Below are 14,328 nucleotides of genomic sequence, written 5' to 3'. Positions count from 1 at the left end.
GACCCTCGCAGAACAGGAGAACCCGTTTTGTCCCTCATCGACGCCGCCTCCGCACGATCCTTGATCGCGTCCAACCCCGACGTGCTCGTGGTCGACGTGCGAACCCCGGCCGAATTCGAGTCCGCGCACATCGACGGGGCCGTCAACCTGCCACTCGACCAGGTGGACGCCCATCTGCGGCACATCGTCGGCGCCGCCGGCGGCCGCTTGCTGCTCGTCTGCCAGTCCGGCAGCCGCGCGGAACGCGCCCGGTCGGCCCTGGCCGGGGCCGGGCTCGCGGACGTCGCGGTCCTGGACGGCGGCATGAACGCCTGGACCGCGACCGGCGGAGCCGTCCACCGCGGCCGTCCCCGGTGGTCGCTGGAGCGGCAGGTCCGCCTCGTCGCGGGGAGCATCGTGTTCGCCGCCGCGCTGGCGAGCCTGTGGGTGCCCGCGGCCGTGCTCGTGGCCGCGTTCGTCGGCGGTGGGCTGGCGGTCGCCGCGCTCACCGACACGTGCGCCATGGGGCTGCTGCTGGCCAGGCTGCCGTACAACCGGGGCGGCCGCGTGGACGTGGAGGCCGCCATCGCCCGGCTGCGCGGCGCCGTTTCATGACCGCTCGATACCCCCGGGAGTATGCGTGATGGCGCTGACCCTGGCCGCCGCGGTGCTGGGCGGCGTCACGCTCGGCCTGTTCGGCGGCGGAGGGTCGATCCTCACCGTGCCGCTGCTGGTCTATCTCGCCGGCGTCCCGCCCAGGCCGGCCATCGCCATGTCGCTGTTCATCGTGGCCGTGACCAGCGCGGTCAGCGCCGTCGGCCACGCCAGGGCCGGACGTGTCCGGTGGCGGACCGGGCTGGTGTTCGGCGCGGCGGGCATGGCGGGTGCGTACGGCGGCGGGCTGATCGGCCCGTACGTGCCCGAGACGCTGCTGATGGCGGCCTTCGCGGCGATGATGACGGCCACCGCCATAGCCATGATCCGCGACCGCCCCGCCCCGGCGGCCGCGTCCCCTCCGCGGAACCCGCCCGTCTGGCACGTGATAGCCGAAGGCGTGGGCGTCGGCCTGGTGACCGGGCTCGTCGGCGCCGGCGGGGGGTTCCTGGTGGTGCCCGCGCTGGCGCTGCTCGGCGGCCTGCCCATGGGGGTCGCGGTGGGCACCTCGCTGCTCGTCATCGCCATGAAGTCGCTGGCCGGGCTGGCCGGATACCTGCACAGCGTCCCCGTCGACTGGGCGCTGGCGCTGCCGGTGACCGCGGCCGCCGTGGCCGGCGGGGTCGCCGGCGGGGCGCTCGCCGGCCGACTGGACGCCGGGCGGCTGCGCCGGGCGTTCGGCTGGTTCGTCCTGGCCATGGGCGCCTTCGTGCTCGTCCGGCAGGCGCCGGCCGCACTCTGGCCCGTCACCCTGCCCGTCGCCCTGCCGGTCGCCGCCGTGGCCGCGGCCGCCTGGGTCCTGTGCCGCAAGGTGCTCGGGACCGCCTGCGTCCTGCGGAGGACATGAAGCGATCGGGACCGTCGCGGACGGCGTTCGAGCGGGCGGCGCGGGAAGGTGGAGGTAGGGCGGAGGAGGTGCGTGATGACCAGGCACATCGTGGTCGGCGTGGACGGGTCCGCGCCGGCGACGGCCGCCGTGGAGTGGGCCGCCGCCGACGCGCAGCGCCGGGGGCGGCCGGTACGGATCGTGCACGTGTGCGAGCAGTGGTCCTACGCCGGGCACGGGACGCAGTACTGCGCCGGGATGCTGGCCGCGGCCGCCGACCGGGCACGCGCCCTGACGCGCGACGTCGAGGTGGCGACGCAGCTGCTGTGCGGGAAGGTGATCGGCACCCTGATCGGCGAGTCGGTGACCGCGGACAGCGTGGTGCTGGGCAGCCGGGGGCTCGGCGGGTTCGCCGGGATGCTCCTGGGCTCGGTCGGCATGGGCGTCGCCGGGCACGCCGCCGGTCCCGTCGTGATCGTGCGGCGGACCTCCGTGGTGGAGCACGGGCAGGTGGTCGTCGGCGACGACGGCTCCGAGCACTCCGACGCCGCCATCCGCTACGCCGTCGACCAGGCCCGGGCCCGCGGCGTCCCGCTACGCGTCCTCTACGCCTGGCAGGCTCCGGTGATCTCGCCGTACGCGGCCGCGTACCAGACCCTGCTCGAGGACGCCTTCGAGCTGCAGAGCCTGGCGGCGGCCGAGCGGGTCGCTCCGTGGCGCGAGCGGAATCCCGACGTCCGGATCGTCGACGAGCAGGTGCCCGGACACCCGGTGAACGTCCTGATCACCGCGGGCGGCACGGCCGACCTCGTGGTGATGGGCTCGCGCGGGCGCGGCGGCTTCGCCTCAGCGGTGCTCGGCTCGGTCGGCCACGCGGTCCTGCACCGCCTGACCTGCCCAGCCGCGGTCGTACGGCCCCGCGCCGAAGGGACGTGAACAGGGGGAGCGCCGGCTGTCGATCCGGCGGCGTCCCGTTCGTGTAGGGGGCGAGAGAACCGGACGATCAGAAAGAGGTACGGCATGGGCAAGGTCATCGTGATCGAGCATCTGACGCTCGACGGCGTCATGCAGGCCCCCGGGCACCCCGATGAGGACCCGCGCGACGGGTTCCGGCACGGGGGCTGGGCGACCCGGGCCCAGGACCCGGCCATGCAGGAGGCGATGGGCGCCCGCATGACGAGCGCGTGGTCCCTGCTGGCGGGCCGCACGACGTACGAGCGTTTCGCCGCCTACTGGCCCCGGCAGGCGCCGAACCCGTTCACCGACGCGCTCAATCAGGTCCGGAAGTACGTGGCGTCCACGACTCTGGCCGAGCCGCTGCCCTGGCAGAACTCCACCCTCCTCAAGGGCGAGGCCGCCGACGCCGTGGCCCGGCTCAAGAAGGAGATCGCGGAGAACCTGGTGGTGTTCGGCAGCGGGGTGCTGGTCAGGTCGCTGATGGAGCACGGCCTCGTCGACGAGCTCCTCCTGATGGTCCACCCACTGACGCTGGGATCGGGCCGCAGGCTCTTCCCGGACTCCGGCACCGGCCTGACCGCGTTCGAGCTGGTGGATTCCGCGACGACCGGCACCGGAGTGATCCTCGCCGCCTACCGGCCCGCTCACATGAGGTAGCGCAGCCACAGGTAGGGCGCGGCCAGGACCACGGTGACCACTGTGACGACCAGGCCGTACTTGGTGAACTGCCAGAAGCTGATCGGGGTGCCGTTGCGCGCGGCGATGCCGAGCACCACGACGTTGGCCGCGGCGCCGACCGCGGTGGCATTGCCGCCCAGGTCGGCGCCGAAGGCCAGCGCCCACCACAGCACCTGCTGACCGCCGTTGGCCTGTACGAGCTGCTCCACGATGGGGCTCATGGTGGCGACGTACGGGATGTTGTCCACGATCGCCGACAACACCGCCGAGACGCCGAGCAGCCCCATCGTGGTCAGTTCCGGCTGCCCGGCGGTCGCCGCCACGGCGGCCTTGGCCAGGGCGCCGATGACGCCGGTCTCGACCAGGGCGCCGACCATGACGAACAGCCCGGCGAAGAACACCAGCGTGGGCCACTCCACCTCGGCGATGGCCTGCTCGGTGCGGATCTTCGTCACCGCCACCAGCACCCCCGCACCGAGCAGCGCGACCACCGACGGCTCGTAGTGCAGCACGGGGTGCAGCACGAACGCCGTCATCACCAGCGCGAGCACGGCCAGCGACTGCCAGAGCAGCCTGCGGTCGGCGATGGCCTCCCGCTCGTTCAGCGTCATGATCTCCGCGGCCCGGTCCGGGTCGTACGTGAACGACTTCCTGAACAACCACCGGCACAGCCCGACGAACACCACCATCAGCACGATGACCAGCGGCGCCATGTGGATGAGGAAGTCGTTGAAGGTGAGCCCGCCCCGGCTGGCGATGATGATGTTCGGCGGGTCGCCGACCAGCGTGGCCGCGCCGCCGATGTTGGACGCCATGGCCTCGGCGATCAGGAAAGGCACGGGGGAGAGCGCCAGCCGCTCGCACACCAGGAACGTCACCGGCGCGATCAGCAGCACGGTGGTGACGTTGTCCAGCAGCGCCGACGCCGACGCGGTGATGATCACCAGCAGCACCATCAGCCGGAACGGCTTGCCGCGGGCGCGCTTGGCCGCCCAGATGGCCAGGTATTCGAAGACGCCGGTCTCCTTCAGCACGCCGACGATGACCATCATGCCGAGCAGCAGGAAGATGACGTTCCAGTCGATGCCCGCGTGCTCGGAGAAGAACGCCGCCTCCGCGCCGGTGGCGTGGATCAGCAGCATGATCCCGGCCCCGCCCAGCGCCGCCGCGACCCGGTGGACCTTCTCGGTGGCGATCAGCGTGTACGCGGTCAGGAACACCGCCACGCTCACCCAGGAGAGCACGCTCACGCCGCGACCGCACTGTCGATCATGGAAGGGCCGGCATGGAGGTCTTGAAAGCGCACGGGCACATCTTTCTGGTCAAAGCGGACAAAGGACTCGCCGACCAGACTTCCCGGCACACCTTCAGACAACGTATCAGCAACCGCTAAGGTAAGCGGCGGTGCGCCGGGAAGTCTGGTCGGCAATGCTCTTGATGAACTGTCCGACCGGAGGCGTGTATGCCCAGTTCCCCGCAGTGTCCGTGATGGCTGTGTTGCTGACGGCGTTCGCCGCCGTGCTCCTGCTGGCCGTGCTGCTCTCGAGCCTGGCCCACCGGACCATCCTGTCCACGGCCGCGCTTTTCCTGGTGGCCGGGTTCCTGCTGGGCGACGGCGCGCTCGGCGTGGTCTCGCTCAAGCCCGGCGACGACCTCGTCGCCACGCTGGCCGAGCTGGCGCTGTTCACCGTGCTGTTCACCGACGGCATGCGGGTCGGCTCACCGACGGCATGCGGGTCGGCTGGGCCGAGCTCCGCAGCGCCTGGCGGCTGCCGGGGCGGGCGCTCGGCTGGGGCCTGCCGCTCACCCTGGTGATCACCGCCGTCGGCGCGCACTACCTGCTCGGCCTGGGCTGGATCGAGTCGCTGCTGATCGGCGCGATCCTGGCGCCGACCGACCCGGTGTTCGCCGCCGCCCTGGTGGGCAACGAGAAGGTTCCGCCCCGGCTGCGGCAGCTGCTCAACGTCGAGTCGGGTGTCAACGACGGGCTGGCGCTGCCGTTCGTCATCCTCTTTCTCGCGATCGCGTCGGGATCGGACGACCTGCACCTCGGCGCCCTGGGGCTGGAGCTCGGACTGGGCATCGTCATCGGGGTCGCCATCCCGTGGGCGGCGATCAAGCTGGAGCAGACCCGCTGGTTCTCCGCCTCCACCCCGTACGAGCCGCTCAACGCCTTGGCCATCGGCCTGCTCGTGCTCGCGGTCGGCAAGGCCACGCACGGCAACCTGTTCCTGGCCGCGTTCTCGGCCGGGATCACCGTGGCGACCTTCGGGCAGCGGCAGCGGGAGTCGTTCGAGCACTTCGGCGAGCTGATCGCCGAGGTGTTCAAGCTGGCCGCGCTGCTGGTGTTCGGCGCGCTCATCACCCCCGCGCTGCTCGGGTCGGTGGGCTGGCGGGGCTGGGTGTTCGCGGTCCTCGCGCTGGTGCTGGCCCGCCCGATCGCCATCTGGCTGTCGTTCCTGCGCTCGGGGCTGTCGGTGCGCGAGCAGGCGGCGGTGGCCTGGTTCGGGCCCAAGGGCTTCGCCTCCGTCGTGTACGGGCTGCTCGTGCTCGGCTCCGGCATTGCCGCCGCGCAGCAGGTGTTCCAGATCGTCGCCGTGACCATCGTGCTGTCGATCCTGCTGCACTCCTCCACCGACATCGTGGTCGCCCGCGGGTTCGACGACGAGCGGGAGGTCCCGGCCTGGTACGGCGTGGCCCGGCGGCTGCGCAGGAGCGATCGGGGAGAGGCGGCGCCATGAGATTCGGGGTGCGCCAGTTCGAGCTGGCGCTGATGCACCGGATGCGCGATCTGGACGCCGCGCGGGTCGAGGACGCGCTCGAGGCCATGGGCGCCACCCGCGCCGAGTTGCGGGCCGCGCACACCCAGTGGACGGCGATGGCCCACTCCGCGCGGGCTCCGAAGGGACGGGCCATGTTCCGGATGGCGCTCGGCCCGCCCGCGTACGAGGGCGTGCGGCACGCCGGCAGCCTGACCTGCGACGTGGCCTGCTGGAGGCTGCCTTCCTGGCCGGACCTGCGGTACGAGGTCCTGCTCGGTCCCGGCGGCGAGGTGTGGAACCAGTGGTTCGTCCGCCCCGGCGCCCCCAGGATGCTGTCGTTCGCGGAGCTGGTCTCTTGGGGCTGTGTCGTCGCCGACGTCGCCGCGAGCTTCCCCGGCACCTCCCATCGTGAAGGCTCGGCCCCGCACCACTGGACGGTCGGCTTCGCCCACGAGGGCACGCACTACCGCGCCCGCTTCGTCTACGGCCTCTACCAGCGCCTCGACCTCGCGGAGGGCGATCCGGCCGCATCCGGCGGCGACTCCGCCCGATCCGAGGGCGATCCAGACTGATCCGGCGGCGGCCCCGGCTGGTCCGAGGGCGATCCAGACTGATCCGGCGGCGGCCCCGGCTGGTCCGCGCGGCCGCTCAGCGGGCCGCTTTCGCCGCCTTCGCCGTCTCCCGCTCGGCCCGCACCCGGGCGGTGGAGGTGCGCGCCACCAGTTCGGGCTGGAAGATGACGTGGCGGTGCTGGTGCCCGGAGCCCTGATCGGCCTCCTCCAGCAGCATCAGCGTCGCCGAGTAGCCGATCTGCTCGCGCGGCTGCCGGATCGACGACAGCGGCACGGCGGCCGCCGCGGCGAAGTCGATGTCGTCGTAGCCGAGGATCGCCACGTCGCCGGGGACCCGCAGGCCGCGCTGCGTCAGCTCCTGCAGCACACCCATCGCGACCAGGTCGTTGGCGCAGAAGACCGCGGTGGGCCGGGTGGCGCGGGGCAGCTCGGCGATCTGCTGCCCGGCGGTGCGGCCGGTGGCGACGTTGAGGTCGGGCAGGGGGATGACGGTCAGCGTCTCGGCGGGGCCGAGCACGCCGGCCAGGCCGTCGTGGCGATCCTCTACCTGCCGCACGGTGAACGGCCCGCCGGCGAACGCGATGCGGTGATGCCCCTGCTCGCGCAGGTGCAGCCCGGCCAGCCGGCCGCCGAGCACGTCGTCGACGGCGACGGCGCAGCCGTGGCTGAGCCGGGAGGAATTGTCGAACACCACCACCGGGATGCCGCGGGAGACCAGCCGGTCCAGCCGTTCCTGCTGGCCGCGGTCGTTCACCGGGGTGATGAGCACGCCGAGCGGGCGCTGCTCCTCCAGCATGTCCAGCAGCCGGGCCTCGCGGTCGGCGTCCTTGCTGCTGTTGAACACCATCACGGTGAGCTTGTCGCGCTGCGCGGCCGCCTCCACGCCGCTGAGCACGTCGATGAAGAACGGGTTGGCCAGGTCGAGCGCCACCACGGCCAGGGTCCGGCTGCGCCCCGCCCGCAGCTGGCGGGCGGAGCCGTTGCGGATGTAGCCGAGCCGCGCGATCGCGGCCAGCACTCGCTCCCGGGTCTCGGGAGCCACCATGTCGGGCCGGTTGAGCACGTTGCTCACGGTGCCGACGGAGACTCCGGCGAGCTGGGCGACCTCTTTGATGCTCGACATCGTCCCTCGACAACGTGATTTGAATCGTGTCAATGCCCTGACCGGTGCACCGTTTCAGAACCCCACCGTGCCCACCGGTGGTCATAGCTTATGTGACCCGCACGGTTGTGAAACGTTATAACGCGGGGAGATCTTTTGGGTGGCGGGGTCGGGATGTCAGCCGAGCCAGCCGGGGACGACCAGCACGCCCCAGGCCGCGAGCGGGCCCACCACGACGATCACCGCGCCGTACGCGAGGAGCCTGCGGTAGAACACGTCCCGATGCATGCCCCGCACGTTCGCCACGAGCAGCGCGCCCGTCGTCGAGAACGGGCTGACGTCCACGATGGCCGACGACACCGACAGCGCCGCGATCATCGCGATCGGCCCGAGGGCGCCCGTCCCGAGCAGCGGCACCGCCAGCGGCACCAGCGCGCCGAGGATGCCCACGGTCGAGGCGAAGGCCGACACGACGCCGCCGACGTAGCAGATCAGCAGCGCCACCAGCAGCGGGATGCCGATGGCGGCCACGGACGTGCCGACGTAGTCGACGGTGCCGATCTCCTGCAGCACGCCGACGTACGTCACGACGCCGCAGATCAGCAGCACGGTCGGCCAGGCCACCCGCTCCACCGCGCCCTTGTTCGCCTTGGGGGAGGCGAGGGAGAGGATCACGGCGACGGTGACGGCGGTCAGGCCGACGTCGAGCTTGAACACCAGCACGGACAGGCAGAGCGCGACGATCCCGGCCAGCGTCAACGCCTGGTGCGGCGTGAGCCGGAGCCCGCCTCCGGTCTCGCTCCCGGTGCTGGAGACGTGACCGGCGTCCGGGCCGGGAGTCGTCCGGGTGGCCGGGCCGGGAGTCGTCCGGGTGCCGGGGCCGGCGGTTGTGCCGGTGCCGAGGGCGGAGGCGGACGAAGCGCTGGGAGCGGACGCGGCGCCGGACGCGGTGCCGGTGCCGGAGGCCGGGGCCGGGGTGGGGTCCGGCGCGGCGGTGACCGTGGCTGCGGGCACGGGCGCCGCGCCGGGGTCCCCGGTCTCATCGGCGGTGCCGTCTCCCGCCGAGCCCGTCCCCGGGACCGCCACGGCGCCGCGCCGTACCAGGTGGGGGCCGCCGAAGACGAAGAAGACGACCACCGCGGCCGCGGCGTTGAAGGCGAAGCTGGACAGGAACAGCACCACGTTGTCGCTGGGCAGATTCGCGTCCCTGGTGACGCCGTTCACGATCCCGCCCAGCACGCTGATCGGGGAGAACGCCCCCGCCTGCGTCCCGTGCGCCACCATGAGCCCGATCAGCAGCGGATGGATCTTGTAGTCGGCCGCGAACCCGAACGCGATCGGCGCCAGGATCGCCGCCACCGCGGGCGCCGGCGCGCCCACGGCCGTGAGCAGCGCCGAGATGACGAACACGACCAGCGGGATGGCCGCGATCCGCCCGCGCACCAGGTGCACCGCGGCGCGGACGAGCCAGTCGACGGTCCCGTTGTTGGTGGCGATCGCGAACAGCAGCGTCACCCCGACGAGGATCACGAAGAGGCTGCCGGGGAACGCGTCCAGGATGGCGTCGGTCTCCATGCCCGCGGCCAGCGTCCCGACGAGGAACGCGCCGACGAGGGCGAGCGCGCCCAGGTTGACCGGGAAGAAAGTGGCCACGACGAACATGACGATGAGGGCGAGAATGGACAGGAGCTCTGCGGACACTGCGTACTCCGTTCTCCCCCGAGGCGTTCGTTAGGGCAGGCCGGCGGCCTGGTGCAGGATCTCGACCGGGTGGCGGGCGTGGCGTCCCGCGCCGTGGGCGATCTGCTGGCGGCACGACACCCCGGTGGCCGCGAGCAGCGTGTCGGGCGAGGCCGCGGCGATCGCCGGGAAGAGCCGGAGACCGCCGATCCTCATGGACAGGTCGTAGTGCTCGCTCTCGAAGCCGAACGAGCCGGCCATGCCACAGCAGCCGGCGTCGATCTCTTCCACCTCCGCTCCGGGGATCCTGGACAGCAGCGCGCGCGTGGCGCCGGTGCCGACGACGGCCTTCTCGTGGCAGTGGCCGTGCAGGAGGATCCTCCGCCCGCTCAGCGCGTCGCCCAGCACCAGCGAGCCGTCGTCGATCGCCTCCGCGAGCAGCTCGGGGACGAGCCTGGCGCGCGCCGCCACCGCCGCGACCCGGGGGTCGCCGGGCAGCAGGGCGCGGTACTCGTCCTTCAGCGTGAGCAGGCAGGACGGCTCCAGGCCGACGATGGGCGCGTCGGAGCCGGCCAGCCGGCCGACCATCGCCTCGGCCATCGACCGCGCCCGGTCGAGCAGGCCCTTGGAGATGCTGGAGCGGCCGCAGCAGCCCTCTGCGGCCAGGTGCACCCGGTAGCCGGCGCGCTCCAGCAGCTCGACGGCGTCTTGCCCGACGCCCGGCTCGGTGTAGGTGGTGAAGGAGTCCGCGAGCAGGATCACCTCCTTCGTCCCCGCCGCCGTCGGCCTGCGCGCGAACCAGCGCAGCAGGTTGTCGCGCCGGAAGCGGGGGAGCGGCCGCCGCCGGCTCAGGCCGAGCGGGCCGCGCAGCGGGCCGGCCAGCCAGTTCGACAGCGGGGCGGTGGCCGAGCCCAGGCGGTTGAGCGTCCTGATCGCGCCGAACAGGCGGGCGCGCGGCGGCACGCCGTGCCGCTGCTGGTACTGGTGGAGGAACTCGCTCTTCAACGCCGCCATGTCCACACCCAGCGGGCACTCCGACTGGCAGGCCTTGCACTCCAGGCAGAGGTCGAGGATGCCGTGCAGCCGGTCGCCGCCCATCGCCTGCCGGGGATCGGCCGACGACAGGGCCTTGACCAGGGCGTTGGCGCGGCCCCGGGTGGAGTGTTCCTCCTCACGGGTGGCCATGTACGACGGGCACATGACGCCCGTGTCGTCCTTGCGGCACACGCCGACGTTCATGCACCGGTCGGCGGCGGCGTGCATCCCGTCGGCGAAGTTCAGTGTGGTATGCAGCGGGCGCGGCTCGGGCATGGCCGGGTCGCGCAGGTGATCGGTCATCGGCGGAGCGTCCACGATCTTGCCGGGATTCAGCAGCCCGTGCGGGTCGAAGATCCGCTTGATCCGCCGCATGGCCTCGTAGATCTCGTCGCCGAACAGCCGCCGGTTGAACTCCGAGCGGGCCAGCCCGTCGCCGTGCTCGCTGGAGTTCACGCCGCCGTGCCGGGCGGCCAGCTCGGCGATCTCCTCGGCGACCGTGCGCATCCTGCCGATCTCGCCGGGCGCCCGCAGGTCCACGAACGGGCGGACGTGCAGGCAGCCGACCGAGCAGTGGCCGTAGAACCCGGCCTTCAGACCGTGGCCGTCGAGGATGCGGGCGAACTCCTCGACGTACGGCAGCAGCCGATCCGGCGGGACCGCCGTGTCCTCGACGAACGCCAGCGGCCTGCGGCTGCCCACGCTGGAGGCCATCAGCAGGCCCAGCCCGGCCTTGCGCACCTTGAGCACGGCGGCCTGGTCCCGTTCGGCGGTGGCCCTGAGCGTGTGGTAGCCGTGGCCGTTCGCCTTCCAGGTGGCGGCCAGCTTGTCCACCCGGTCGGCCACCTCGGCCGGGGTGTCGCCGAAGAACTCGACGAACAGCAGCGCCTCCGGGTCGCCTTCCAGGATGCCGCCGAGCCCCGCGTAGTCGACGCGCTGCCGGGACAGGTCGAGGATGGCCTTGTCGATGAGCTCGACCGAGGCGGCGCCGAAGGCCAGCGCGTCGGCGGTGGCGGCGATGGCGGCGAGCGTGGAGGTGAAGTGCCCGACGGCGATCGCCTTGGCCAGGGGCCGCTCCACCAGCGCCACCGTGGCCTCGGTCACCACGGCCAGCGTGCCCTCCGACCCCGCGATCAGCTTGGTGAGGTCTCCCTCGGCGGCCAGGTCCAGGCGGTAGCCGCCCGAGTGGCGCCAGAATCGCGGGAACCCCGTCAGGTCCAGCCCTGCCAGCACCTCGGCCACCGCCGGCCCCAATCGGGCGTCCGTGGCCAGGTCGGGCGTCGTGGCGTCGGCGAGCACCACCCGCAGCGACTCGACGTGGTCCACGGTGGAGCCGTACCGGACGGAGTGGCTGCCGGCCGAGTTGTTGCCGATCATCCCGCCGATCGTGGCGCGGTTGCTGGTCGAGGTGTCGGGCCCGAACATCAGCCCGTGCCCGCGGGCCGCCCGGTTGAGCTGGTCCTGCACGACCCCCGGCTGCACCCGGGCGGTCCGGCCGTCGATCTCCAGGATCCTGTTCATGTGCCGGGAGAAGTCGACGATCACGGCCGCGCCCACCGTCTGCCCGGCCAGGCTGGTGCCCGCTCCGCGCGGCAGCACCGGCACCCCCAGCTCGCCGCACGCCGCCACCAGCGCCTGCACGTCCCCGGCGTCCCGGGGGAAGGCGACGGCGATCGGCTCGATGGCGTACATGCTGGCGTCGGACGAGTACAGGTGCCTGGTGTAGGGATCGTCCCTGACGTCGCCGCCGATCAGCGGCGCCAGCTTCCCCGCCAGGCTCATCCGGAGGCCTCCTCGAGGGAGGCCAGCGCCGCCCGCACCCCGCCCTCCTTGATCGGCACCCCGGCCGCGAGGAGGCCCATCTCGACCCCGCCGAGCGTCCCCGCCAGCATCAGGTCGTTGAAGTGGCCGAGGTGCCCGATCCGGAACACGCGCCCGGCCAGCCGCCCGAGGCCGGTGCCGAGCGACATGTCGTAGCGCTCCAGGATGAGCCCGCGGACGGCGTCGGCGTCGTGCCCGCCGGGCATCAGCACCGCCGTGAGCGAGCTGGAATGCTCCCGTTCGCCGGCGCAGAGCACCTCCAGCCCCCAAGCCCGCACGGCCCGCCGCGTCGCCTCGGCGTGCCGGTCGTGGCGGGCGAACACCCGGGGCAGGCCCTCCTCCTCCAGCATGAGCAGCGCCTCGCGCAGCCCGTACAGGAGGTTCGTCGGCGGCGTGTACGGGAAGAAGCCCTGCCGGTTGGCCGCGATGATCGGATCCCAGTCCCAGTACGAGCGCGGCAGCCGCCCCCGGCGGGCGAGGGCCTTCGGGCCGACGGCGTTGAACCCGATGCCGGGCGGCAGCATGAGACCCTTCTGCGAGCAGCCGACGGTCACGTCCACGCCCCACTCGTCGTGCCGGTACTCCATCGAGGCCAGCGACGAGATCGTGTCCACCAGCAGCAGCGCCGGATGCCCGGTCGCGTCCATGGCGTCGCGGATCTCGGGGATGCGGCTGCGTACGCCGGTCGAGGTCTCGTTGTGCACCACCATGACGGCGGCGTGCCCGGCGGTGAGGCGCTCGGCGATCGTGTCCGGGTCGGCGCCGTGCCGCCAGTCGCCCGGCACCAGGTCGACGACCAGCCCCAGCCGGGCGGCCATCTCGCACCACAGCGAGGAGAAATGCCCGGTCTCGAACGCGAGCACGCGATCGCCCGGCGACAGCGTGTTGACCAGCGCCGCCTCCCACGCGCCCGTACCGGACGACGGGTAGATCACCACGTCGTGGCGGGTGCCGAAGACGGGCTTGAGCCGTTCGAGCAGCTCATGGGTCAGTTCGGCGAAGGCGGGGCCACGGTGGTCGATCGTGGGCCGGGCGATGGCGCGCAGCACCCGGTCGGGGACGTTGGTCGGTCCTGGGATCTGCAGGAAGTGGCGGCCCACGTCGTCATGCTCCCGTCGCGCTGTGCCGTGTCACGGCACGACGTGCCGTGTAGCGGTTCATTAACATTAAAATCAGCCCGCAGAGGAGTCAATGGATGCAGAACGTGATCAACGCCCTCCGGGTGCTCGAAGAGGTCGCCGCCCGCCAGCCCGCCGGCGTGGGGGAGCTGGCCCGCGAACTGGGCCTGCCCAAGAGCACGGTGCAGCGAGGGCTGCGTACGCTGCACGAGGCCGGGTGGATCAGACCCGCCGGGGGCGCGGTCACGCGCTGGCAGGTGACCAGCAAGGCCCTGCAGGTGGGGCGGCGGGCCGAGCTGGGGCTGCGCGACGTGGCGCTGCCGGTCATGGAGGAGCTGCGCCAGCGCACCGGCGAGACCATCCACCTCATGGTGCCGGAGGGCGACGCGGTCGTGCTGATCGAGCGGCTGGAGACCGACAAGCCGCTGCGCATCGTGCTGCCGCTCGGCATCAGGCTCCCGCTGCACGCCTCGGCCAACGGCAAGGCCGTCCTCGCGCACCTGGACCGCCCGATCGACGAGCTGCCCGGGTACACCGGCACCACGATCACCGACCCCGAAGTGCTGCGCGCCGAGCTGGCCGAGGTGCGCGCCCGCGGCTACGCCGACAACCGCGGCGAGTGGCGCTCCGACATCGCCGCCGTCGCCTCCGCCGTCCTGGGCCCGGACGGCCCGCTCGCCAGCCTGAGCGTCTCCACCCCGGCCAGCCGCATGCCGGACGATCTCAGGAGGGAGTACGGCAAGCTCGTCACGCGGGCGGCGCGGACGCTGACGGAGTCCCTCCCGGGCTGAAGGCCGGTCAGGAGCCTGATCGCGCGTCCCACAGGTCGCAGTTGTGCTCGGCCGCCATCGCGGCCACCGGCACCGGCGTCGAGCGGCCGGGTCCTCAGCGTGCTGAGCGCGTTCTCCGGCGAGTGCCGCCGCATGTCACTGTCCGACATCAGCCGCCGCCCGCGGGTTGTCACGCCGGTTGCCGGCGCAGCCGGAACGGCCGTGACCCTCGGCGGGGTCCACGGCCGTCACCAGGAGGTCTACGCGCCTACCTCGGCTTCCTTGGCGGCGCGGTCGATGGCCGCGAGCTCGTCGCCGGTGAAGCCGAGGTGGTCCACGGCGGCCACGTTGGCTTCCAGCTGCTCGGGGCTGGA

The 14,328-nt window shown here is 72.6% G+C and carries 13 protein-coding genes; 8 read left to right on the top strand and 5 right to left on the bottom strand.

From position 1 onward, the window contains the following. Window positions 1–27 precede the first annotated feature (27 nt). The 4 genes from ACIBX3_RS47595 to ACIBX3_RS47580 all read left to right on the top strand — a co-directional run bounded on the left by ACIBX3_RS47595 (window position 28) and on the right by ACIBX3_RS47580 (window position 3,073). The gene (locus tag ACIBX3_RS47595; protein ID WP_397127314.1) at window positions 28–594 is read left to right on the top strand and encodes a rhodanese-like domain-containing protein; all 567 of its coding nucleotides are present in this window, start codon (window positions 28–30) and stop codon (window positions 592–594) included. A gap of 28 nt (window positions 595–622) precedes the next feature. After that, a complete protein-coding gene (locus tag ACIBX3_RS47590; protein ID WP_397127313.1) occupies window positions 623–1,480 on the top strand; it encodes a sulfite exporter TauE/SafE family protein in 858 nt (285 codons plus the stop codon). Between the two features lie 75 nt (window positions 1,481–1,555). Further along, the gene (locus ACIBX3_RS47585; protein WP_397127312.1) at window positions 1,556–2,395 is read left to right on the top strand and encodes a universal stress protein; all 840 of its coding nucleotides are present in this window, start codon (window positions 1,556–1,558) and stop codon (window positions 2,393–2,395) included. Between the two features lie 84 nt (window positions 2,396–2,479). Then, on the top strand, window positions 2,480–3,073 hold the full coding sequence (locus tag ACIBX3_RS47580; protein WP_397127311.1) for a dihydrofolate reductase family protein: 594 nt from the start codon (window positions 2,480–2,482) through the stop codon (window positions 3,071–3,073). Here ACIBX3_RS47580 and ACIBX3_RS47575 read toward each other — a convergent pair. Further along, entirely contained in the window at window positions 3,061–4,344 is a 1,284-nt protein-coding gene (locus ACIBX3_RS47575) for an SLC13 family permease (RefSeq protein ID WP_397127310.1), read from the bottom strand. The genes ACIBX3_RS47580 and ACIBX3_RS47575 overlap by 13 nt on opposite strands. Window positions 4,345–4,582: 238 nt before the next feature. Here ACIBX3_RS47575 and ACIBX3_RS47570 point away from each other — a divergent pair, with 238 nt between their 5' ends. Genes ACIBX3_RS47570 through ACIBX3_RS47560 form a run of 3 tightly spaced genes read left to right on the top strand, consistent with a single transcriptional unit; the run spans window position 4,583 to window position 6,428 of the window. Then, window positions 4,583–4,909: a hypothetical protein gene (locus ACIBX3_RS47570; RefSeq protein ID WP_397127309.1), complete on the top strand. Its 327-nt coding sequence runs from the start codon at window positions 4,583–4,585 to the stop codon at window positions 4,907–4,909. Next, complete coding sequence (locus tag ACIBX3_RS47565) at window positions 4,825–5,835, top strand: cation:proton antiporter (protein ID WP_397127308.1); 1,011 nt, start codon at window positions 4,825–4,827, stop codon at window positions 5,833–5,835. The genes ACIBX3_RS47570 and ACIBX3_RS47565 overlap by 85 nt, the downstream gene beginning before the upstream one ends. Then, entirely contained in the window at window positions 5,832–6,428 is a 597-nt protein-coding gene (locus tag ACIBX3_RS47560; RefSeq protein WP_397127307.1) for a hypothetical protein, read from the top strand. The genes ACIBX3_RS47565 and ACIBX3_RS47560 overlap by 4 nt, the downstream gene beginning before the upstream one ends. 76 nt (window positions 6,429–6,504) lie before the next feature. Here ACIBX3_RS47560 and ACIBX3_RS47555 read toward each other — a convergent pair whose 3' ends face one another. From ACIBX3_RS47555 to ACIBX3_RS47540, 4 genes are all read right to left on the bottom strand, one after another. Continuing rightward, window positions 6,505–7,551 carry a LacI family DNA-binding transcriptional regulator gene (locus ACIBX3_RS47555; protein WP_397127306.1) on the bottom strand — a complete coding sequence of 349 codons (1,047 nt, stop codon included), beginning with the start codon at window positions 7,549–7,551 and terminating at the stop codon, window positions 6,505–6,507. A 156-nt stretch (window positions 7,552–7,707) separates the two neighbouring features. Beyond that, a complete protein-coding gene (locus ACIBX3_RS47550; protein WP_397127305.1) occupies window positions 7,708–9,231 on the bottom strand; it encodes an SLC13 family permease in 1,524 nt (507 codons plus the stop codon). Between the two features lie 30 nt (window positions 9,232–9,261). After that, window positions 9,262–12,027 carry an FAD-binding and (Fe-S)-binding domain-containing protein gene (locus tag ACIBX3_RS47545; protein WP_397127304.1) on the bottom strand — a complete coding sequence of 922 codons (2,766 nt, stop codon included), beginning with the start codon at window positions 12,025–12,027 and terminating at the stop codon, window positions 9,262–9,264. Then, complete coding sequence (locus tag ACIBX3_RS47540) at window positions 12,024–13,166, bottom strand: pyridoxal-phosphate-dependent aminotransferase family protein (protein WP_397127302.1); 1,143 nt, start codon at window positions 13,164–13,166, stop codon at window positions 12,024–12,026. Before ACIBX3_RS47540 ends, ACIBX3_RS47545 begins: the two co-directional genes overlap by 4 nt. A gap of 95 nt (window positions 13,167–13,261) precedes the next feature. Between ACIBX3_RS47540 and ACIBX3_RS47535 the strand changes: the two genes are divergently transcribed. Then, the gene (locus ACIBX3_RS47535) at window positions 13,262–13,975 is read left to right on the top strand and encodes an IclR family transcriptional regulator (RefSeq protein WP_397127301.1); all 714 of its coding nucleotides are present in this window, start codon (window positions 13,262–13,264) and stop codon (window positions 13,973–13,975) included. The last annotated feature ends 353 nt before the right edge of the window (window positions 13,976–14,328 follow it).

The sequence above is a fragment of the Nonomuraea sp. NPDC049480 genome, assembly GCF_044465905.1.
Lineage (GTDB): Bacteria > Actinomycetota > Actinomycetes > Streptosporangiales > Streptosporangiaceae > Nonomuraea.
The sequence above is the reverse complement of the archived record's forward strand: the minus strand, read 5'-3'. Positions and strand labels throughout refer to the sequence as shown.